This is a genomic window from Curtobacterium sp. MR_MD2014 (assembly GCF_000772085.1).
Lineage (GTDB): Bacteria > Actinomycetota > Actinomycetes > Actinomycetales > Microbacteriaceae > Curtobacterium.
Genome location: NZ_CP009755.1, coordinates 2249429 through 2269694, shown reverse-complemented (window position 1 = coordinate 2269694; position 20266 = coordinate 2249429). Strand labels below are relative to the sequence as shown.

Here is a 20266-nt window from a genome sequence, read left to right as displayed (position 1 = left end):
CAGCGTCCAGCAGTGTGGATGTCTACAGCGCCCACAGATCGTGCCAGGCGACGCCGAAGCCACGGAGCAGCATCGACCGCAGGACCGGCAGCGACAGCCCGACCACGGCCGACGGTGCTCCGTCGATGCGCGTGATGTACGCCGCGGCCCGTCCGTCGATCGTGAAGGCGCCCGCGACCTCGAGGGGCTCGCCCGTCGCGACGTACGCGTCGATCTCCTCGATCGACACGTCCTCGGCGAAGGTCAGCACGGCGCTGTCCACGGCGACGACGTGGTCGCCGGCGACGACCAGCGTGGACCCGCCCGGCGCGACGTCACCGAGGTGACCGGCGATGCCCAGCGGCCCGCCGTCTGCCGCGTCCACGTGTCGGACGGGAGGCACGGTGCCGGTCCGCCCCGCGCCTCCAGGCCGGTCCCCGGTCGCGTCCGGGGCCGTGTCGAGACCGCGGTCGAGGCGCCGGTCCACGACGCAGTGGCCGCTCCACAGGGTGCCGCCGCCCGCGGCGAGCATCTGCCGCCACCGTTCCTTCGCGACCTCCGGGTCGTGGGGCTTGCCGTGCAGGACGCCGTCCACCTCGAAGGCGGAGTCGCCGCCGAACACGAAGCCGTCCACGGCGGACCCGGCGACGCGGGCGTCCGCGACGGCGTCCGCCTTGGCGACCGCGAGGAGCCCGACGAGCTCCGGACCGGTGAGCTCTCGGCCGAGCGCGGCCCGCGCGGCGACGACGGCGGCGTCCTCGTCCACGCCCGGCGCGACGAGCACCGGCTCGATGCCGGTCTGCGCCAGGAGCGCACGGCGGGCGGGGGAGGTACTCGCGAGGTACAGACGCATGGGAACATCGAACCATGGGTGAATCCGTCGGAACGCTGCTCGAACTCGACGTCACCGGGATCGCCCACGGCGGCATCTCGGTGGCACGGCACGAGGGGCGTGTGGTCTTCGTCTCGGACGCGGTGCCGGGCGAGCGCGTCGTCGCGCGCGTGACCGAGGACCGCAAGAAGTCGTTCTGGCGTGCCGACACCGTGTCCGTCCTGTCGCCGAGCGAGCACCGGGTCGACCACGTCTGGCCCGAGGCCGCCCTCGACCGCGACCCCGCCGTGCGCGCCGGCGGTGCGGAGTTCGGGCACATCGCCCTGCCGCACCAGCGCACCCTCAAGCACGACGTCCTGGTCGACGCCTTCGCGCGGTTCGCCCGAACGGACCTCACCGAGGTGCTCGGACACGACGTCGCCGTCGAGGCCGCCCCCGGCGACGAGGAGTCGAACGGCCTCGGCTGGCGCACGCGCGTCCGGCTGCACGTCGACGAGGACGGCACGGCGGGCCCGTTCGCCTCGCGCTCCCACACGGTGGTGCCGGTGGCCTCGCTCCCGCTCGCCTCCGCGCGCGTGCAGGAGAGTGCGCCGCTCGGGCGCGGTGCGATGCCGGGCGCGTCGGTCGTCGACGTCCTCGCGCCGAGCGGCGCCGAGGGGGCCCGGCTCGTCATCGACGAGCAGAAGCCCACCGTCGTGACCGAGCTCGTGGGGGAGCGTTCGTTCACCGTCGACGACAACGGCTTCTGGCAGGTCCACCGCCAGGCGCCGGCCGTGCTCACCGCGGCCGTGCAGGACCTGGTCGACCGTGACCGGCTCGACCCGGAGGGGCAGCACCTCGACCTCTACGGCGGCGTCGGACTGCTCGCGGCGGCACTCGGCGACGTCGTCGGCCCGAAGGCCCGCATCACGAGCGTCGAGAGCGCGGCCCGGGCCACCGAGCACGCGCAGGAGAACCTGGCGGAGTGGATCGGCGCGCGTGCCGAGACCGGCCGCGTGGACCGTTGGCTCGCCCGGACGGCCGCCGACGCGTCCCGACCGGAGCTGCAGCGCTTCCGCGCCGGCACCGTCGTGCTCGACCCGCCGCGGTCCGGCGCAGGCCGCGAGGTCGTCGTGCAGGTCGCCGCGCTCCAGCCCGCGCAGGTCGTCTACGTCGCCTGCGACCCGGTCGCCCTGGCGCGCGACGTCGCGACCTTCGCCGACCTCGGGTACCGGCTCGACGCGCTGCGTGCGTTCGACCTGTTCCCGCACACCCACCACCTCGAGGCGGTCGCGCGGCTGGTCCCGATCGCCTGACCCCGGGTCCGCAGTGTGACGCGGTGTCCCACAACTCGGAGCCTGGGTCCGACCTGGGTATCCTTGGTCGGTGATCGCTCCCGGCGACAGGGGCCGGGCGCGCATCGGAACGAGAGGTCACCGTGGCAGCAGACACGAACACCAGCAGCGGGACGACCGGACTGGCCACCAGGCCCGTCCGCGTCGCGATCGTCGACGACCACGAGTCCGTGCGGCTCGGCATCCAGGCGGCGTGCCAGAACGAGGGGTTCGAGGTGGTGCTCACCGCCGCGAGCGTGCCCGAGTACGTGGCCCAGCTCGGCGGGCGTGAGGTCGACGTCGTCGTGCTCGACCTGTCGCTCGGCGACGGCTCGACCGTGACCGCGAACGTCAAGGGTGTGCAGGGCACCGGCTCCGCGGTGCTCGTCCACTCGATCGCCGACCGCGTCGCGAGCGTGCGCGAGGCACTGGCCGCAGGGGCGGCCGGCGTCATCCCCAAGTCGTCCGCGACCAAGACCGTGATGGCGGCCGTGGCGACCGTCGCCCGCGGCGACGTGCTCAACAACCTCGAGTGGGCGAGCGCCATCGACGCCGACCGCGACTTCGCCAAGGCGCAGCTCGGACGCCGCGAGCGCGAGATCCTGCACCTCTACGCCTCCGGGCTGCCGCTCAAGCTCGCGGCGCAGCAGCTCGGCATCGGGTACTCGACGGCGCGTGAGTACCTCGACCGCATCCGTGTGAAGTACGTCGAGGTGGGGCGTCCGGCGCCGACGAAGGTCGACCTGCTGCGCCGCGCGGTCGAGGACGGCATCCTGCCCGGGCTCGACTCGGGCATCGACCCCGACACCGACGGCCGCTGACCCCGATGGCCACCACGGCCGGACCGGCACGGTCGGCGGGTGTCCCGGCCGGGGCGCCCGACGGGTCGGGCTCCGCGACGGACGACGTCGCGCCGACCGAGGCGGCACCGTTCGGCGTCGACCCCCTGCGCGGTGTGCGACCCGCGCTGACGCAGGCATCGGTCGAACGACTCTTCGCGATCCTCATCGCGGTCGCCGCGGTCGGGTACGGCGCGGTCTACGCGCCCGCCGTCGTGCGGCAGCTGACGTGGCTCGATCCCGTGTGGGGCCCGGTCGCCGCGGCGGTCCTCGGCGCGTCGTTCGTGGCGGTCGGGGTGTCCGCGTTCGCGCAGCGGTTCGCGCAGGTCGCCCAGATCGTGTGCGCGCTGCTGTTCCTCGTCGTGCTCGTCACGTGGCCGCTCACCGTCCGCGAGCCGATCCCGGACGGTCAGTACCCCTGGCCGTGGTGGTTCCTCACCGTGGGGTCGACGGCGGCGGCGATGGGCTTCGCACCGTGGCGCGCGACCGTCTACACCGCGCTCGTGCCCGCCGTCTACGTCGTCGTGCGCCTCACGCCGCTCGGTGGCGACGCCGGGGCCAGCGCGGTGCTCCAGGGCGTGTACTCGGCGATCCTCAGCGGAGCGGTCCTCGTCATCGCCGTGCTCCTCCGTCGGGCCGCCGCTGCGGTGGACGCCGCACAGGCCACCGCGGTGCGGCGCTACTCGCTCGCGATCCGCGAGCACGCGACCGAGGTCGAGCGGGTGCAGGTCGACGCGATCGTCCACGACAGCGTCCTGACCACGCTGCTCTCGGCGGCACGCGCGGACACGCCCGAGGCGAAGGCCCTCGCCGCCCGCATGGCGCGCAACGCCATCGACCACCTCGGCGCCGCTGCAGCCGACCTGCCGGGGGAGGCCCCGCCCGTGACGGTGCACGACCTCCGCGTCCGCATCACCGACGCCGTCGGAGCGCTCGCCGCTCCCGTCCGGCTGCGGGACGCCCCGGTCGGCGGGCTGCGCATCCCGGCGACGATCGCGGACGCGCTCGCATCCGCGGCGTTGCAGGCGTGCGTCAACAGCGTGCAGCACGCCGGCGGGGCAGGGGTCGAGCGGTGGGTCCGTGTCGAGCAACGTGGTGGCGCCGTGCACGTCGAGGTCGGTGACGACGGCGCCGGGTTCGACCTCGCTGCCGTCCCTGCCGCGAGGCTCGGCGTCCGCCGCTCGATCATCGAGCGGGTGCAGGCCGTGGGCGGCACGGCGGTGGTCGCGAGCAACCCCGGGGCGGGTACGCGGGTCCGCCTCGAGTGGCACCCGGAGGTGTCCGCATGAGGGTGTCCCTGCCGGCGAGGATCGCCATCGGGCTCGCCGCGCTGTTCTCCGTCTTCCACCTCGTACTGGGCGTGGCGTCGTTCCCGTTCGTCCGTGACGTCGGTCCGGTGCTCACGTGCATGGCGCTCTACGCCGCCGCGAGTGCCGTCGCGATCTTCCTGCCCGGTCGGACCCTCCCGGTCTGGGCGGCGTGCTTCTCGCTCGCCACCGCGCTGGTCATGCCGGTCATCGCCGCCCCCGTCGTCGACCTGACGGTGAAGGACGACTCGATCACCTGGTGGGTCGCCGCGGTCGGCACGCTCATGGTCGTGCTCGTCGTGCGGGGCCGCCGCGCCTTCGCGTGGGTCGGCGTCGGCTTCGTCACGGTCTTCGGTGTGGTCTGGGCAGGACCGGGTGCCTTCGGGGCGCTCGGACTGGTCGGCAACCTGACGTGGGTCGCCGTCGCCACCGGCTTCGCCGTCGCGATGGACCGGGCGACCCGCACCACGCGCGACTTCATCCGTGCCGAGCAGGAGACCGCGGACTGGCAGGCCGCGCAGGACGCCCACGTGTTCGAACGGCAGTTCCGCCTGAGCCAGACCACCCGGATGGCGCTGCCGATGCTGCAGCAGGTGATCGACCGGGGCGGGGACCTGACCGACGCCGAGCGGGCCGAGTGCCTGCACCTCGAGCAGGCGATCCGCGACGAGATCCGCGGACGATCGCTGCTGTCCGACGACGTCCGTGACGAGGTCATGCGCCTGCGGCGACGTGGGGCCACGGTGCAGCTGCACGACGACGGCGGCCTCGACGACCTGGAGATCGACGAGCTCCGCCGGGTGCACGCCGAGATCGCCGGTGCGCTGCGCCGAGCCCGCGAGGCGGACAACGTGATCGTCCGGACGGTGGCCGAGGGGTCGGAGGCGGCGGTCACCATCGTCGGGCTGCGACTGGACACCGCGGCGAGCGAGTCCGCGGCGCTCGGCGTCGGATCGGACGACGACGGCGACGAGGACGACTCGGTGGTGCTCTGGACCGAGATCCCGCGCCGCGCGACGGTCTGAGGCGGCACCGACAGCCGCCGTCCAGCGAGACGCGCGCGGAAGACCCCTGGGAACGGGGAACGGGCCGGTCCCGAGGGGCCGGCCCGTTCACGACCCGAGCCTGAGCGACAACCCGAATGTCGCCCTGGCTCGCAGCTGGTCGGAGGCGTCGTACCCTAGTCGGCCACCGACCAACGATGTTCTTCTGGGAAGGACACCGAACACAGACAACTATGCCCGCTGCGCGAAGCCGTGTCAGTCGTCATTATGGGGGACAAACCACGCCCTCCCGGTGGTTCCGCGGTCGATGTGTCCCCCGGCCGAGGGGAGACCGACCGGGAATTGCACCCCGCAACCCGAGGTCGACGACCGGGTCGCGCGGTGCGACAGGGGTACATCGTGCCGCCGGTACCCCCGGACGCGCAAGACCCCCGCCGGGGAACGGCGGGGGTCCGTCGAGGGACGTGCGGCGTGCCGCTCGCAGCCCGTCGGTCAGCGCAACGAGCGGGCCCAGGCGCCGGAGCCGTGCTCGAGCGGCCGGCGGAGGCCACGGGCGGACGCGTCCCACCCGGTCCGTGGTGACTCGGTGACCTCGGCGCGACCGGTGGCGGCGACCTCGTCGGCCTGCCGCTGGAGCACGGCGACGACGGCCGCCAGCTCCTCCGGCGAGGGATCGCCCGCGACGACCCGGACGTCGGCGCCGACCGGGCCGTCCGCCGCGGCCGGCACCGCGGCGTCCGCCGGGAGGTGTGCTGCGTGTCGTCCCATCAGAGCGGGATGTTCCCGTGCTTCTTCGGCGGCAGCGACGCGCGCTTCCCGCGCAGCGCCCGCAGCGCCTTGATCACCGAGACCCGGGTCGCGTGCGGCTGGATGATGCCGTCGAGCTCGCCACGCTCGGCCGCCAGGTACGGCGACGCCACGTTGTAGGTGTACTCGTTCGCGAGCCTGGTGCGCACCGCGGCGACGTCCTCGCCCGCCTCCTCCGCGCGCTTGATCTCGGCCCGGTACAGGATGTTGACCGCACCCTGGCCGCCCATCACCGCGATCTCGGCCGTCGGCCACGCCAGGTTGATGTCCGCACCGAGCTGCTTCGAGCCCATCACGATGTACGCGCCGCCGTAGGCCTTCCGCGTGATGACGGTGACGAGCGGGACGGTCGCCTCGGCGTACGCGTACAGCAGCTTCGCGCCGCGCCGGATCACGCCGGTCCACTCCTGGTCGGTGCCGGGCAGGTAGCCGGGGACGTCGACGAGGGTCAGGATCGGGATGCCGAACGCGTCGCAGAACCGCACGAAGCGGGCCGCCTTCTCGCCGGCGTCGATGTTCAGCGTCCCGGCCATCGCCTGCGGCTGGTTCGCGATGATGCCGACGGTGCGGCCCTCGACGCGGCCGAAGCCGACCATGATGTTCGGGGCGAAGAGCGGCTGGACCTCGAGGAACTCACCGTCGTCGACGATGTGCTCGACGATCGTCGTGACGTCGTACGGCTGGTTCGTCGAGTCGGGGATGACGACGTCGAGCTCGTGGTCGGCGTCGGTCGTCTCGAGTTCCGGGGCGACGTCGTAGGCCGGCGGGTCGGACAGGTTGTTGTCCGGCAGGAAGCCGACGAGGGAGCGCGCGTAGTCGAGCGCGTCGGTCTCGTCCTCGGCCAGGTAGTGCGCGACGCCCGAGACGGCGTTGTGCGTCTGTGCGCCGCCGAGCTCCTCGAAGCCGACGTCCTCGCCGGTGACGGTCTTGATGACGTCCGGACCGGTGACGAACATGTGGCTCGTCTTGTCCACCATGATGACGAAGTCGGTGAGCGCGGGGGAGTACACCGCACCACCGGCTGCCGGCCCCATCACGATGGAGATCTGCGGGATGACCCCGGAGGCCTGGGTGTTCAGGCGGAAGATCTCGCCGTACTTGCCCAGGGCGACGACGCCCTCCTGGATCCGGGCGCCGCCGGAGTCGAGGATGCCGATGATCGGCACACCCGTCTTCAGTGCGTGCTGCATCACCTTGACGATCTTCTCGCCGGCGACCTCGCCGAGGGAGCCACCGAAGACGGTGAAGTCCTGCGCGTAGACCGCGACGTTGCGGCCGTGGATCGTGCCGACGCCGGTCACGACGGCGTCGCCGTAGGGGCGCTTGGCGTCCATGCCGAACGACGTCGTGCGGTGGCGGACGAACTCGTCGAACTCGACGAACGAGTTCTCGTCGAGGAGCTGCTCGATGCGCTCGCGGGCGGTGCCCTTGCCCTTCGCGTGCTGCTTCGCGATGGCGGCCTCGCCCGCGGCGGTCACGGCCTCGTGGTAGCGGTCGCGCAGGTCCGCGAGGCGACCGGCCGTGGTCGAGAGGTCGGGGGTGTCTCCTGTGGTCACCCGCTCACCCTACCGGCGGCCACGGCGGGGCCGGTTGGAGGACCCCCACGGTTCCTGCCCGTAGATTTGCGTGCATGTCCACACCCGTCCCGCCGGTCCTGCCGCGTGCCCGTGCCGTCGTCGAGGCCGCCGGTGGGGTGTTCGACGCCGTCGGGCGCACCGGCTCCACGAACGCCGACCTGCTGGACGTCGCTCCCGGTCGGGCGCACGGCAGCGCCGTGGTCACGCTCGACCAGACGGCGGGGCGCGGGCGGCTCGACCGGTCGTGGAGCGCGCCGACCGGGCAGACGCTCGCGGTGAGCCTGCTCGTCCGCGCCGACCTGGCCGACCGCGACCGCGGGTGGCTGCCCCTGGTCGCCGGCGCCGCGATGCGCGACGCGGTGTCCGCCGTGCTGGGCGACGTCGACGCGGCGACCAGGGCCTCCCGTCCGGCCGCCGACGCCGACGACGCGACGCCCGTGCCGGAGCCGCGTGTCCTGGTGAAGTGGCCGAACGACGTGCTCGTCGACGGACGCAAGGTGTGCGGCATCCTCTGCCAGGTCGCCGCCGACGGCAGCGTCGTCGTCGGCGCCGGCGTGAACCTGACGATCCCGGAGGACGCCCTGCCGACTCCCACCGCGACGTCGTTGGCGGTCGCCGGTGCGACCGGTGACGCCGACGGCCTGGCGGACGCGGTGCTGTCCACCTGGACGACGGCCGTCCTGGAGGCGGTGCGTGCGCTGGTGGACGGGGGTGCGGCCGCCGGAGCCGTCCGGTCACACGTCCGCGCAGCGTGCGGCACGATCGGTCGCCGGGTCCGTCTGGAACTGCCCGACGGCACCGTCGACGAGGTCGACGCCACCGGCATCGACGACGACGGTCGCATCACGATCCGGGATCGGGACGGCCGAACCAGGGGCGTCGCGGTGGGGGACCTCACCCACCTGCGCTATGCATGACGGCATGACCGCCGAGCCGCCGCCCGAACGCGTGGTCGCGCGGCTGCGGCCGCACGCGCGCCGACTCGTCCGTCCGGCCGTCTTCGTCGTGGTCGTCGCACTGGCAGGGGGCTTCGGCTTCGGCGTGTTCCGCGCACACCTCGCGTGGTTGAACGCGGTCGTCGCCGGACTGACGGTCCTGCTCGTCGTCCTCGGCGGCCTCGTCCCGCTGCTGCGGTGGATGTCCGAGCGGTACGTGGTGACGACCCGGCGGCTCGTGGTGGTCCGTGGTCTCGGCACCCGGACCCGTCGCGAGCTCCTGCACTCCCGCGGGTACGACGTCACGGTGCGGCGCCGCGGCCTGCAGGGGGTGTGGCGGTCCGGTGACGTGCTCGTCTTCCCCGGCGAGGACACGCCCGTGGTGCTCGCCGACGTCCCGCACGCCGACCTCGTGGTGGCCGTGCTGCACGACCTGGTCGAGGCGCACGAGGCCCGCCGACGGCACCGCGAGCCGGACTGGGACGAGATCGTCGGGGGACCCTCGCGACCCGCCTGGGGCGACCCCGGTCGGTGAGGTGCCGAGCGCCCGGAGTGGGAGTCTTCCTCGTTACCCGGTAGCGTCGTCCCGTGCGTATCTCCGTCATCGGCTGCGGGTACCTCGGTGCCGTGCACGCCGCTTCCATGGCCAAGCTCGGACACGAGGTCGTCGCGGTCGACGTCGACCCGACCAAGATCGAGCGTCTCGCCGCCGGCGAGGCCCCCTTCTTCGAGCCCGGGCTGCCCGAGATCCTGACCGAGGCCCTGGCGTCCGGTCGCATCCGCTTCACCACCGAGATGGCCGAGGTCGCCGGGTCCGCCGTGCACTTCCTCGCGGTCGGCACCCCGCAGGGTCCCACCGGTGCCGCGGACATGCGGTACGTCGACGCCGCGGTCGCCTCGCTCACGCCGCACCTGTCGGCCGGTGAGTTCGTCGTGGGCAAGTCGACCGTCCCGGTCGGCACCGCCGCGCGCCTGGCCGCCGAGGTCGAGGCGGCGGTCCCCGGTGCGACCCTGGTGTGGAACCCGGAGTTCCTCCGCGAGGGCTTCGCCGTGCAGGACACCATCTCGCCCGACCGCTTCGTCTACGGCGTCCCGGAGGGCGAGGCCGGCGAGCGTGCCGTCGCGGCCCTCGACGAGGTGTACGCGCAGGCGCTCGCCGCGGGGACGCCCCGCCTCGTGGTGAACCTGCCCACGGCGGAGCTCGTGAAGATCAGCGCGAACGCGTTCCTCGCGACGAAGATCTCGTTCATCAACTCGATGGCCGAGATCGCCGAGGTCGCCGGCGCCGACGTCACGGCGCTCGCCGACGCGATCGGGCACGACGACCGGATCGGTCGGAAGTTCCTCAACGCCGGTCTCGGCTTCGGCGGCGGCTGCCTGCCGAAGGACATCCGCGCGTTCCAGGCCCGCGCCGACGAGCTGGGCGTGGGGGAGTCCCTCGCCTTCCTGGCCGACGTGGACGCCACCAACCTCCGTCGACGCGCGCACGCGGTCGACCTCGCCACGGAGATGCTCGGTGGGACGGTCACCGGGAAGCGCGTCGCCGTGCTGGGCCTGGCCTTCAAGCCGAACTCGGACGACGTCCGCGACTCCCCGGCGCTCGACATCGCGGCACGCCTGCTCGGGCTCGGTGCGTCGGTGGCGGCGTACGACCCGGAGGCGATCGAGACCGCACGTCAGCTGCACCCGGAGCTCGAGTACGTCGGATCGCCGACCGAGGCGGTCACCGGCGCGGACATCGTGCTCGTGCTGACCGAGTGGTCGGTGTTCCGTGCGCTCGACGCGGCCGAGGTCGCCTCGCTCGTCGCGTCGCCGGTCGTGGTCGACGGGCGCAACTGCCTCGACCGCGAGGCCTGGACCGCCGCGGGCTTCACCTACCGGGGCATGGGGCGCTAGCGCTCCGACCACGCTGACGACGGACGGCCGTTCCCCTCACCGGGAACGGCCGTCCGTCGTCTCCGGGCGCCGTTCCCCTCACCGGGAGCGGCTGTCGGTCGTCTCCGGGCGGGGCGGACCCGGCCGGTGACGTTCAGCCCCGGTGCGGGGTGCGGCGCTCGACGGCCGCGCGGAGGACGTCCCGGTAACGGGAGCCGATGCGCTCGGTCGCGTACTCGGCCGCAGCGGTCGTCGCTCCGGCCTGGTGGCGCTCCCGGGCGTCGGCGTCCGTGAGCGCGCGCACGAGGGCGGCGCGCAGCGCGTCGACGTCGCCGGGCTCCACGAGCAGACCCGAGACGTCGTCACGGACGACGTCCCGGATGCCCGGGAGGTCGCTGGCCACGATCGCCGCGCCGACCGCCGCCGCCTCGAGGAGCGTCACCGGGAGTCCCTCCTGGTCGCCGTTCGCGGCCGGTACGGACGGCAGGGCCACGACGGTGGCGGACGCCAGGGTGGCGAGCACCTCGCTCTTGCCGCGCTGCCCGACGAAGGTGACCGGCAGCCCCGCGGCCTGTCGTTCGAGGCGCTCGCGCCACGGGCCGTCGCCGACGACGGTCAACGACCAGTCGACGCCCTCGAGGCCGCGGAGTGCCTCGACGAGGTTCCCGAAGCCCTTCTTCTCCACCAGCCGGCCGACGGCCACCACGTGCCCGGGCCGCCGGACGGTGGTCGCCCTGGCCGCGACCGCGGGCGCGAGGTCGACACCCATCGGGACGATGCTCGACCGGGCAGGGTCGACACCCCACTCCGTCAGGCGGGCCCGCATCTCGTCGTTGACGGTGGTCACGTGCGCCGAACGCCCGAACACCCAGCGCTTCAGCCGGACCAGCGGCGCGGCGCGGAGCGCGTAGACGTCGCCGCCGTGCGTCGTGACGACGAGGGGCACCCCGGGCGCCGCCAGTGCCGCGACGAGTCCCTGGGGGATCGCCCAGTGCGCGTGGATCACGTCGGGACGTGCGGCACGGACGGCTCGACACACCGCGAGGAACTGCGCCGCGAGGAGTGCCGGCACCTGGAGGAGACGCTTCCGGTCGGCCTTGAGGTTGTCCAGGATCGCTCCGTCGGCCAGGTCCTCGAAGCGCCGCGGGAAGTAGGCGAACCGACGCACCCGGACGCCGTCGATCGTCTCCGAGCGGGCGGCGCCGGCGACCCGCGGTGTCAGCACCGCGGTGTCGAACTCGACCGCTTCCTGCCGTGCCAGGTCCAGCACGAAGGCGGGGACGCCGTCGTCGGGGTGGGCGGGGAAGGTGGATGCGAGCACGAGCAGGCGGGGACGACCGGTGCTGGGGCGGACGGGTGCGGGCAAGGGGGTGCCTTCCGGGTGGACGGTCGTTCGGCGGACGGGTCCCGTTCGATCGGGGACGCCGCGCGGGTTGGTACGCTGCTCGGGGCCCGCGGTGCGACCGCTGCGCAGGCCGGCAGGACCGGAGCAGGAGACCCGTGCGCGTACTCATCCACAATAGCGATTCGCCCCACAACCGAGGGGACCGGGCGATCCTCGCGGGGAACATCGAGCTCGCCCGCCGGCGGTGGCCGGGCTCCGAGATCGTGTCGCTGTCGCAGTACCCCGAGCGCGACGGAGCCTGGTTCGGCATCCGGTTCCTCCCGATGTCGCCGTACAGCACCGGGATCGGCGACCTCTTCCGCCTGCTCCGGGCTGCCCGGACCGCGGACGTCGTCCTCTGGGGCGGTGGCGAGATCCTCAAGGACTACACGAACAAGCTCGGCCTGGTCTACTGGCTGCTGAAGTTCGTGCTCGTCCGTGCGGTCAACCGGCACGTCGTCGGGGCGTTCCAGGGCATCGGCCCGACCTCCGCCGGCATCAGCAAGCGGCTGATCCGAGCGACGGTGGACCTCACCGAGGTCTTCATCGTCCGCGACGAGGAGTCGCGGGAGAAGCTGCGTTCGTGGGGTGTCCGGACGCCCGTCATCGCCTCCTTCGACCCCGCGGTGGTCGGCACCGTGACCGCACCGGACGCGGACGTGCTCGCGCGGCTCCAGCGGACCACCGGCCTGTCGGCGGAGCAGCTCGACGGGTCGGTCGGCATCGGCGTCCGACGCTGGTTCCACTACAAGCGCAGCGGCTGGATCCCGTTCCGCTTCATCCCGAAGGCGCTGCGTCGGTCGCACGTCGAGTCCGCCGACCTCGTGACCTACCGTGCGGCGCTCGCGGAGCTCGTCGACACGGTCGTCGAACGGTGGGACGTCGACGTCGTCTTCTACCCCATGCACATGGAGGCCTCCGAGGGCGACGCCGCGTTCGCGCGCGAGGTCATCGCCCAGATGCGCCACGGCGTCCGAGCGCACGTCGTCGAGGCCGACGAGTTCTCGCCCGCCGAGTACGCCGGCCTGATGTCGCGGAGTCGGCTCTTCATCGCGAGCCGTCTCCACTCGGCGATCGTGGCGACGATCGCGGGCGTGCCGGCCACGGTGCTGTACTACGTCGACAAGGGGCGGCTCTTCTTCGAGCAGATCGGCCAGCAGCGGTACGCCCGCCCGATCGAGGACGCTCTGGAGCCGACCTTCGTCGCCGACGTCGTCGCGTCGCTCGAGGACCTCGACGAGCACCGTGATCGTGTGGTCGCGGACCTCGCCGCCGGTGTGGAGCGCATGACCGGTGCCCTGCACACGGACTTCGCCCGCGGAACCGAGGGCGTGCGGTGAGCCCGACGACGAAGCGGGTCCTGCGACGGGCGGTGCCCATCGCCTTCTACGTCCTGCTCGCGGTGTTCCTCTTCCTCTACGTCCGCAGCGTCGACTGGGGGCAGCTCGCCGGTATCCGCTGGAACTGGTGGTGGGTCGCCGTGGCGACGGTCATCAGCCTCGGCTTCCGGTACTGGGGCGTCGGCATCTGGTTCTTCCTGCTCAGGCGCCTCGGCGCGACCGGCCTGCGGGGGAGCGGTGTCGCGCTGACCTTCGTCTACGCCAAGTCGTGGATGGGCCGCTACATCCCGGGAGCCGCGACCTGGATCATCGGTAAGGTCTACTTCGCCTCGAAGCACGGCGTCTCCCGCGCGCGACTGGGGGTGAGCGGGCTGCTCGAGGGCGCCCTGCAGATCGCCGCGACGCTGGCGCTGGCGCTCGTGCTCCTGCTGATCGATCCGCGGACGCACACGCTCGACCCCTGGATCATCGCGCTCATGGTCGTCGCCTTCATCGGCTGCGTGGTCTGCCTCGTGCCGAGAGTGTTCGTGTTCCTCATCAGCACGGCGTTGCGGATCCTCCGCCGCCCGCCGCTCGACGCCGACGTCGCGCCGAGCCTCGGCACCGTGCTCGGAGGTGCCGGGCTCTACGTCGCCGGCGCCGTGCTCTCGGGGAGTGCGTACTACTTCATCACGCTCGCCGTCTACCCGTCCCTGCGTCCCGCGGACGCGGCGTTCGTGATCGGGGCGGCCAGCATGGCGTCCGCGATCAGCATGCTCGCCGTGTTCGCCCCGGGCGGGCTCGGTGTGCGCGAGGGCGTCCAGGCGCTCCTCCTCGGCCTCGTGATGCCGGGACCGATCGCGCTCGTCGTGGTCGTCGTCACCCGCGTCTGGAGCCTGGCCGTCGACGGCCTCTTCCTGCTCACCGCCGCTGTGCCGACGTGGTTCTCGAAGCGGGGGAGACCGGACCAGGCCGACCCGGCCGGGGTCGAGCCCGCTCCGGGGCGCTGACCGGCAGGTCGGCGGCCCCGTCGACCGGCTCCGACGTCGGCAGGCGGTCAGGCGGTCGTGATCACCCCGGGCGCTCGCGTCGGCGCTGCGCTGCGCACCACCGCGGTCACCGTCGCGACGAGACCGACGAGCACGAGCGCGACGAGGACGGCGACGACCGACGGCGGGACCGGTCCGAGCGCCACGTACCGCTCGACACCGGCGGGTGTGACGGGGAACCGCGCGGCGTTCCAGAACCAGCTGGAGACCACGCCGAGTCCGTAGAGCCCGACCGCCGGCAGCGCGATCGACAGTCCGACGGCGGTCCGGGCCCGCGCAGTCGGTCCGCCGGCCATCCGCCGCCACGCGATCGCGCTCACGGCGACCAGGCAGACGATCGCGGGGAAGTAGTAGCGGCCCTGCGTCGCGGCGACCTCGGTCGTGGTCAGGTAGGCGTGGGCACTCGTGTAGGTCTGGATCGCGATGAGCAGTGCCGGGAAGACCGCGAGCACGACGACGGCGCGGCGGTCCGGACCCTTGCGGAAGGCGAACGCCACGACGACGGCGAGCGTGACGAGGGTGAGCACGCTGGTGAGCACGTCACCGATCGAGACCTGGGCCTTGATGCCGGGGCTGCCCCAGAAGGTCCGGGCCAACGTCCCCCAGCTGACGTCGAGGAAGTGCGACAGCGTCGGGTGCTCGCCGGGAGGGAACTCCTTGGGCGGACGCATCGCGGTGTACCCGTTCGGCTGCACCCGCCCGTACGCCAGGACGTTGTGGACCCACCACCAGGCGCCGATGCCCGCGGTGACGGCCATCGTCACGACCGTCCGGACGAGTCGGGTGCGGAGCGGGAGCAACCCGCTGCCGGCGACGAGCACGACGAGCGCGGCGAAGGGGACGGCGGGGAGTCCTGTCCCCTTGATCCACACGAGGCCGCCGAGCACGACACCGAGGGCGAGCGTCATCCGCCAGCGGTGGTCGCCGGTCAGCAGGCGGACCGTGAGCCACGCGACCACGGCCGCGAACAGCATCACGGGAGCGTCGTTCGACACCGAGGACGCGATCGAGGCCAGCTGCGGGATGCCGAACAGTGCCAGCGCCCCGACCAGGCCCGCGCGAGGTGAGCGGGTGAGTCGCCGGACCGAGGCCCAGGTCAGGAGCGGGAGGAGGGTGACCGCCGCCACGTCGACGAGGCGCAGCACGAGAACGGCGTGGTCCCACCGGAGGCCGGCGAAGTGGACGGCCTTCAGGACCAACGCCCCCACCAGGTAGGCGGTGGGCGGGTGCTGCGTCATCTGGTCGACGGTGCTCGACTCACCCGGAGCACCTCCGAGCAGCTCCGCGAAGTCCGACCACTCGGACTTGGGCAGGGTCGCCTGCTGCGCGGCCGCGGCCTGCACCGCGTTGAGCACGTGCATCTCCCCGGGAGCCACCCACGGGGCACCCGTCGCGAGGTGCACCGTCGCGTCGATGTGCGCGGTCTCGTCAGGAGCCTGGAACACGGGGACGACCAGCGCCCACACGAGCAACCAGAGCCCGAACGTGACCGTGACCACGGCGACGGCCACGCGCTCCCCACGATCGACGGGCGGTGCGCTGTCTCGGAGTCCGGGCGTCGTCACCGGACCATCCTACGGACGGCGCGGGAGCGGCTGGACTCAGACCTCGGGGACGCGGACCGTCTCCGGCGTCGCGTCCGCGCGCCGGGCGGACTCCTGCTCGACCCGGTCGGGGTGGTACACCCACACCTTGTAGAGCCAGAAGCGGAAGATCGTGCCGAGCCCCAGCCCGATCACGTTGCCGGAGATGTTGTCGGCGAGTGCCGAGGTGAAGCCGAGCGCGTAGTGCGAGACCGCCAGGCAGCCGAGCGAGATGACCATCCCGCCGAGGGACACGACGACGAACTCGAAGCCCTCCTTCGCAGCGACGGAGCGGCGCTGGTGCCGGAACGTCCAGTACCGGTTGCCGATCCAGTTCACGAAGATCGCGACCGTCGTGGAGACGACCTTCGCCCAGAACGGACCGCTGTGCACCTCGTCCGGTGAGAGCACCGTGGCACGGAGGACGTTGAAGACCCCCAGGTCGACGACGAAGCCGATCGCCCCGACCACGCCGAAGCGTGCGAGTTGTGCGATGAGTCGCCGCACGTGCTCTCCTGATTCCGTAGAGTTGGCCGGGACCGGCCAGCGGTCGGAACGGGGCAGATCGATGATCGGCCTCGACGGATTGTAGTCGAGCGGTCGCGGACCGAGGTCCGGAATCGCGGAAGGAACGCACAGGATGGCGCTGCACGTCGGAGTGATCGGTGGGGGACAACTGGCGCGGATGATGGTCCCCGCCGCCGTCGAGCTCGGGCTCGAGATCAGCGTCCTCGCCGAGGGGCCCGGGATGTCCGCCGCGATCGCCGCCACGGCCGAGGGCGACCACCGCGACGTCGACACCGTCCTCGCCTTCGCGCGCGGCGTCGACGTCGTGACCTTCGACCACGAGCACGTCCCGCAGGACGTCCTCCGTCGCCTCGTCGACGAGGGCGTCGCGGTGCACCCGGGGCCGGACGCGCTCGCGGTCGCGCAGGACAAGATCACCATGCGCCGACGGCTCAGCGAGCTCGGCGTCCCCGTCCCGGACTGGGCGGCCGTCGAGGACCGGTCCGCCCTCGCCGCCTTCCTGGCCGACCACGGCGGACGCGCCGTCGTGAAGACCCCGCGTGGCGGCTACGACGGCAAGGGTGTCCGTGTCGTCTCCGACCCGTCCGACGTCGACGACTGGTTCACCGCCGTCGCCGAGCTCGGCGACGGGCAGGCCCTGCTCGTCGAGGAACTCGTCCCCTTCACCCGCGAGCTCGCGCAGTCCGTCGCACGTCGCCCCTCGGGCCAGGTCGTGGCCTGGCCGCTCGTCGAGACCGTGCAGCGGGACGGCGTCTGCGCCGAGGTCATCGCGCCGGCGCCGGCCGCCGCGGGACGACTGGCGGACGCGGCGGAGTCCCTCGCGGTCCGGATCGCCGAGGAGCTCGGCGTGACGGGGGTGCTGGCGGTCGAGCTGTTCCAGACCGCCGACGAGCGGATCTTGGTGAACGAACTCGCGATGCGCCCGCACAACACCGGGCACTGGTCGATCGACGGGGCGACGACGAGCCAGTTCGCGCAGCACCTGCGCGCCGTCCTCGACCTGCCCCTCGGCACGACCGGCATGCACGCGCCGGCGGCCGTGATGGTCAACGTCCTCGGTGGGCCGGCCGACGGCGACCTCACGGCCCGCTACCCGGCCGCACTGGCGGACTTCCCGGAGGCCGGGTTCCACTTCTACGGCAAGGCCCCTCGTCCCGGCCGCAAGGTCGGGCACGTCACGGTGCTGGGCGAGGACGTGGACGACGTCGCCTACCGCGCCCGCGCCGCGGCAGCGCACTTCGACGACTGACCGCGTCCTCGCCGGTCTGCTGGACGGACGCCTGGCCCTCACCCGCCGCTAGGCTCGTGCCGTGACCGACACCACCGCCGCCACCGCACCGCTCGTCTCGATCATCATGGGGTCCGACTCGGACTGGCCGACCATGCGTGCGGCCGCCGACATCCTCGGGGAACTGGGCATCGCGTTCGAAGCCGACGTCGTCTCGGCGCACCGGACGCCCGACAAGATGGTCGACTTCGCCCGTGCCGCAGCCGACCGGGGCATCCGTGTCGTCATCGCCGGAGCCGGTGGAGCGGCGCACCTGCCGGGCATGGTCGCGTCGTTGACCACGCTGCCGGTGATCGGGGTCCCCGTGCAGCTCGCGCGCCTCGACGGGCTCGACTCGCTGCTCTCGATCGTGCAGATGCCGGCCGGGATCCCGGTCGCGACCATGGCGATCAACGGTGCGGCCAACGCCGGTCTGCTGGCCGCGCGGATCATCGGCACGACCGACGCCGGGGTCCGATCGGCCCTCGCGGAGTACGCCGACGGACTCGAGCAGGTCGTCGAGCGGAAGGCACGCGCCCTGCGCGAGGCGCTCTGAGCGCTCGCGGGCGGCCGTTCAGGACACGCTGACGGCGCCCGTCCTGCCGTCGACGCTGACCGTCGTGGTGCCGGCGGTGGTGGAGGTCGTCGCGGTCCACACCGGGGCCGAAGCCGGACCACCGAGCACCACCGAGACGAGCGTGCTGCCCGGCACCGCTCCGAGAGCCGAGGTGGCCGCGCGGTCCGCCGTGACCTGCAGGCCCTCGGTCCGGGACACGTCCGACTGCCGCGTCGCCGCGTCGCTGTCCTTGGGGAACGGGCCCGACGTCACCCGGCCCAGCGTGGCCGACACCACGGACTGGGTACGTGCGCCGTCCGGACCGGACACCAGGACCGTCCAGTCGTCCCCGGAGCCGGCGATCGAGATCACGGTCCCGCCGCCGGCGGCGGCGATGCCCTGCTCGGCAACGGCCGCCCAGTCGACGGTGGCCGGTGCGTCGGCCCCGCTGCCGTTGCCCGTTCCCTGACCGCTGCCGTCGGCGGGGGCGTCCTCGGTCGGGCCCGCGCTCGACGTGTCGCTGCCCGCCGTCGGGGTGCCGGCCGGCTCCGGGACCGGGGCGGAACGCGTGGGCGTCGGGCTGGTGCTCGGCGTCCGGGTGGCGGCGGACGCCGACGTCGAGGGTGCAGGGTCGTCGGCGCGGGAGCACGATGCGAGGGTGGTGCCGAGCCCGGCTGCAAGCGCGATCGCGGTGACGATGGCCGAGGTACGGTGAGGACGCGTCATGGGTGTGATGATCGCAGCACTGTGCGACGATCCGTCCGCCCGACACGGTGGCGCGGAGGATCGGTGCAGTCCCGTGACCGGTGCTGCGCCAGGTTCGGAGGCATCGTCGTGCCGGCTGGTCGTCGTGCCCGTCGGTCGTCGTGCCCGCTGGTCGTCGTGCCCGACGGGGTCAGAGGTCCGCGTGCAGCTGCCAGACCTCTTCGGCGGAGTCCCGCCAGTCGAACATCCGTGCCCGGTCGGGTCCGGTGACGGCGAGTCGTGACGCGAGCACCGGGTCGTTGACGACCTGGAAGACGGCCTGTGCCAGGCGCTCCGGGTAGCACTCGAGGTCGTGGCGGGCCACGGTCACGCCGGCGTCCGCAGCGACCTCACGGACGGCGGCGTCGTCCGAGTGCACGACGGGGGTGCCGAACGACATTGCCTCGACGACCGGCAGACCGAAGCCCTCGGCGAGGCTGGGGAACACGAAGACCGTGGCCCGGTCGTAGGCGACGGCAAGGTCGGCGTCCTCGATGCGCCCGAGCACCTTGACCCGATCGGGCGCGAGCCCGGCGGCCTCGGCCGTGCCGTGGACGTCCACGTCCCCCCACCCGTCCGGGCCTGCCACGACGAGGGGGACGTCCGCGGGGGCGGCGGGGTGGGCCATGGCCCGGATCAGGTGGCCGAGGCCCTTCCGCGGCTCGAGCGTGCCGACGGCGAGCACGTAGCGCTCGGGGAGTCCGAGGCGTTCGGCGCGCAGGTCGGCGTCCGGCGGGACGGCGAGTCGTCCGCTCGGTGCGCCGCCGATGACCCGGATGCGCTCGTCGAAGCGGTGGATGCGGTTCAGTTCGGCTGCCACGGCGTGCGTGGGGACGACGACCGCGTCCGCGTGGCGCCAGGCGCGCTTGACCATCGACTTGTGGAAGTGCACCCCACGGGGCGTGAGGGTCTCGGGGTGCGTCCACGGCACCACGTCGTGCACGGTGACGACGGTCTGGTGACCCGGGTCCTGGAACCGGTCGTGCCGGACCAACGGCGCCAGCACGCTCGGCGCGTGGACCATGCCGGCAGAAGCCCCTCTGGCCAGCCCGGCCTGCCACGCGAGGGCGAGCTCGCGTCGGCCGAGGGGGAGACGGTCGAACCCGGCGAGTCCGGGGAGCAGGGTCCGGAGGCGGTCGAGGTCGGCGGCCGGCGCTGCGGACACGACGGCCTCCACGTCGCATCCCGGCGGTGCCGTCGCGACGAGCTGCCGGGTGAGCTCCTCCGCGTACCGCCCGATCCCGCCGGGAACGGGCGAGATCACCTGGTCGAGGATCACACGGAGGGTGGTCATCGGTGGCTCCTCGTGGTGCTGGTGGACGGGCTCCGACCCTACCAGCGGGGTCCGCTCGCTCCTGGGTGCGTTCG

19 protein-coding genes are annotated in these 20266 nt (G+C 73.1%); 11 read left to right on the top strand and 8 right to left on the bottom strand.

The window, feature by feature from the left end:
- Positions 1 to 22: 22 nt before the first annotated feature.
- Positions 23 to 832, bottom strand: a complete 810-nt coding sequence (locus NI26_RS10415) for a Maf family protein (protein ID WP_066655076.1) — start codon at positions 830 to 832, stop codon at positions 23 to 25.
- Positions 833 to 846: 14 nt separating this feature from the next.
- Here NI26_RS10415 and NI26_RS10410 point away from each other — a divergent pair, with 14 nt between their 5' ends.
- From NI26_RS10410 to NI26_RS10395, 4 genes are all read left to right on the top strand, one after another.
- Positions 847 to 2106, top strand: a complete 1260-nt coding sequence (locus tag NI26_RS10410; RefSeq protein WP_066655074.1) for a class I SAM-dependent RNA methyltransferase — start codon at positions 847 to 849, stop codon at positions 2104 to 2106.
- A gap of 122 nt (positions 2107 to 2228) precedes the next feature.
- A complete protein-coding gene (locus NI26_RS10405; protein ID WP_066655072.1) occupies positions 2229 to 2945 on the top strand; it encodes a response regulator transcription factor in 717 nt (238 codons plus the stop codon).
- 5 nt (positions 2946 to 2950) lie between these two features.
- Positions 2951 to 4252, top strand: coding sequence for a sensor histidine kinase (locus NI26_RS10400; RefSeq protein WP_066655071.1), 1302 nt, complete (start codon positions 2951 to 2953; stop codon positions 4250 to 4252).
- On the top strand, positions 4249 to 5295 hold the full coding sequence (locus NI26_RS10395) for a hypothetical protein (protein WP_144411329.1): 1047 nt from the start codon (positions 4249 to 4251) through the stop codon (positions 5293 to 5295). The genes NI26_RS10400 and NI26_RS10395 overlap by 4 nt, the downstream gene beginning before the upstream one ends.
- A 471-nt stretch (positions 5296 to 5766) precedes the next feature.
- Here the strand turns inward: NI26_RS10395 and NI26_RS10390 are convergent, their stop codons facing one another.
- Complete coding sequence (locus tag NI26_RS10390) at positions 5767 to 6042, bottom strand: acyl-CoA carboxylase subunit epsilon (protein WP_066655069.1); 276 nt, start codon at positions 6040 to 6042, stop codon at positions 5767 to 5769.
- Positions 6042 to 7637: an acyl-CoA carboxylase subunit beta gene (locus NI26_RS10385; RefSeq protein ID WP_066655068.1), complete on the bottom strand. Its 1596-nt coding sequence runs from the start codon at positions 7635 to 7637 to the stop codon at positions 6042 to 6044. Before NI26_RS10385 ends, NI26_RS10390 begins: the two co-directional genes overlap by 1 nt.
- Before the next feature lie 74 nt (positions 7638 to 7711).
- On the opposite strand from NI26_RS10385, the gene NI26_RS10380 reads away from it, so the two are divergent.
- Genes NI26_RS10380 through NI26_RS10370 form a run of 3 tightly spaced genes read left to right on the top strand, consistent with a single transcriptional unit; the run spans position 7712 to position 10489 of the window.
- Entirely contained in the window at positions 7712 to 8575 is an 864-nt protein-coding gene (locus NI26_RS10380) for a biotin--[acetyl-CoA-carboxylase] ligase (protein ID WP_066655066.1), read from the top strand.
- A 4-nt stretch (positions 8576 to 8579) separates the two neighbouring features.
- Positions 8580 to 9128: a PH domain-containing protein gene (locus tag NI26_RS10375; protein ID WP_066655064.1), complete on the top strand. Its 549-nt coding sequence runs from the start codon at positions 8580 to 8582 to the stop codon at positions 9126 to 9128.
- 53 nt (positions 9129 to 9181) lie between these two features.
- Entirely contained in the window at positions 9182 to 10489 is a 1308-nt protein-coding gene (locus NI26_RS10370; protein ID WP_066655062.1) for a UDP-glucose dehydrogenase family protein, read from the top strand.
- 133 nt (positions 10490 to 10622) lie between these two features.
- On the opposite strand, the gene NI26_RS16590 is transcribed toward NI26_RS10370, so the two are convergent.
- Positions 10623 to 11834: a glycosyltransferase gene (locus NI26_RS16590; protein WP_066655060.1), complete on the bottom strand. Its 1212-nt coding sequence runs from the start codon at positions 11832 to 11834 to the stop codon at positions 10623 to 10625.
- A gap of 134 nt (positions 11835 to 11968) precedes the next feature.
- On the opposite strand from NI26_RS16590, the gene NI26_RS10360 reads away from it, so the two are divergent.
- Together NI26_RS10360 and NI26_RS10355 are read left to right on the top strand one after the other, a co-directional pair.
- Positions 11969 to 13192, top strand: coding sequence for a polysaccharide pyruvyl transferase family protein (locus NI26_RS10360; RefSeq protein WP_158407757.1), 1224 nt, complete (start codon positions 11969 to 11971; stop codon positions 13190 to 13192).
- The gene (locus NI26_RS10355; RefSeq protein WP_066655056.1) at positions 13189 to 14181 is read left to right on the top strand and encodes a lysylphosphatidylglycerol synthase domain-containing protein; all 993 of its coding nucleotides are present in this window, start codon (positions 13189 to 13191) and stop codon (positions 14179 to 14181) included. The genes NI26_RS10360 and NI26_RS10355 overlap by 4 nt, the downstream gene beginning before the upstream one ends.
- Positions 14182 to 14228: 47 nt before the next feature.
- Here NI26_RS10355 and NI26_RS10350 read toward each other — a convergent pair whose 3' ends face one another.
- Positions 14229 to 15785: a DUF2142 domain-containing protein gene (locus NI26_RS10350; RefSeq protein ID WP_081984937.1), complete on the bottom strand. Its 1557-nt coding sequence runs from the start codon at positions 15783 to 15785 to the stop codon at positions 14229 to 14231.
- 36 nt (positions 15786 to 15821) lie between these two features.
- A complete protein-coding gene (locus tag NI26_RS10345; protein WP_066655053.1) occupies positions 15822 to 16310 on the bottom strand; it encodes a GtrA family protein in 489 nt (162 codons plus the stop codon).
- A 133-nt stretch (positions 16311 to 16443) separates the two neighbouring features.
- Between NI26_RS10345 and NI26_RS10340 the strand changes: the two genes are divergently transcribed.
- Together NI26_RS10340 and purE are read left to right on the top strand one after the other, a co-directional pair.
- Positions 16444 to 17580 carry a 5-(carboxyamino)imidazole ribonucleotide synthase gene (locus NI26_RS10340; RefSeq protein WP_066655052.1) on the top strand — a complete coding sequence of 379 codons (1137 nt, stop codon included), beginning with the start codon at positions 16444 to 16446 and terminating at the stop codon, positions 17578 to 17580.
- A gap of 61 nt (positions 17581 to 17641) precedes the next feature.
- Entirely contained in the window at positions 17642 to 18154 is a 513-nt protein-coding gene (purE, locus tag NI26_RS10335) for a 5-(carboxyamino)imidazole ribonucleotide mutase (protein WP_400339135.1), read from the top strand.
- 18 nt (positions 18155 to 18172) lie between these two features.
- On the opposite strand, the gene NI26_RS10330 is transcribed toward purE, so the two are convergent.
- Together NI26_RS10330 and NI26_RS10325 are read right to left on the bottom strand one after the other, a co-directional pair.
- Positions 18173 to 18880 carry a hypothetical protein gene (locus NI26_RS10330; protein ID WP_066655046.1) on the bottom strand — a complete coding sequence of 236 codons (708 nt, stop codon included), beginning with the start codon at positions 18878 to 18880 and terminating at the stop codon, positions 18173 to 18175.
- A 169-nt stretch (positions 18881 to 19049) separates the two neighbouring features.
- Positions 19050 to 20192 carry a glycosyltransferase family 4 protein gene (locus NI26_RS10325; RefSeq protein WP_066655038.1) on the bottom strand — a complete coding sequence of 381 codons (1143 nt, stop codon included), beginning with the start codon at positions 20190 to 20192 and terminating at the stop codon, positions 19050 to 19052.
- Between the last annotated feature and the right edge of the window lie 74 nt (positions 20193 to 20266).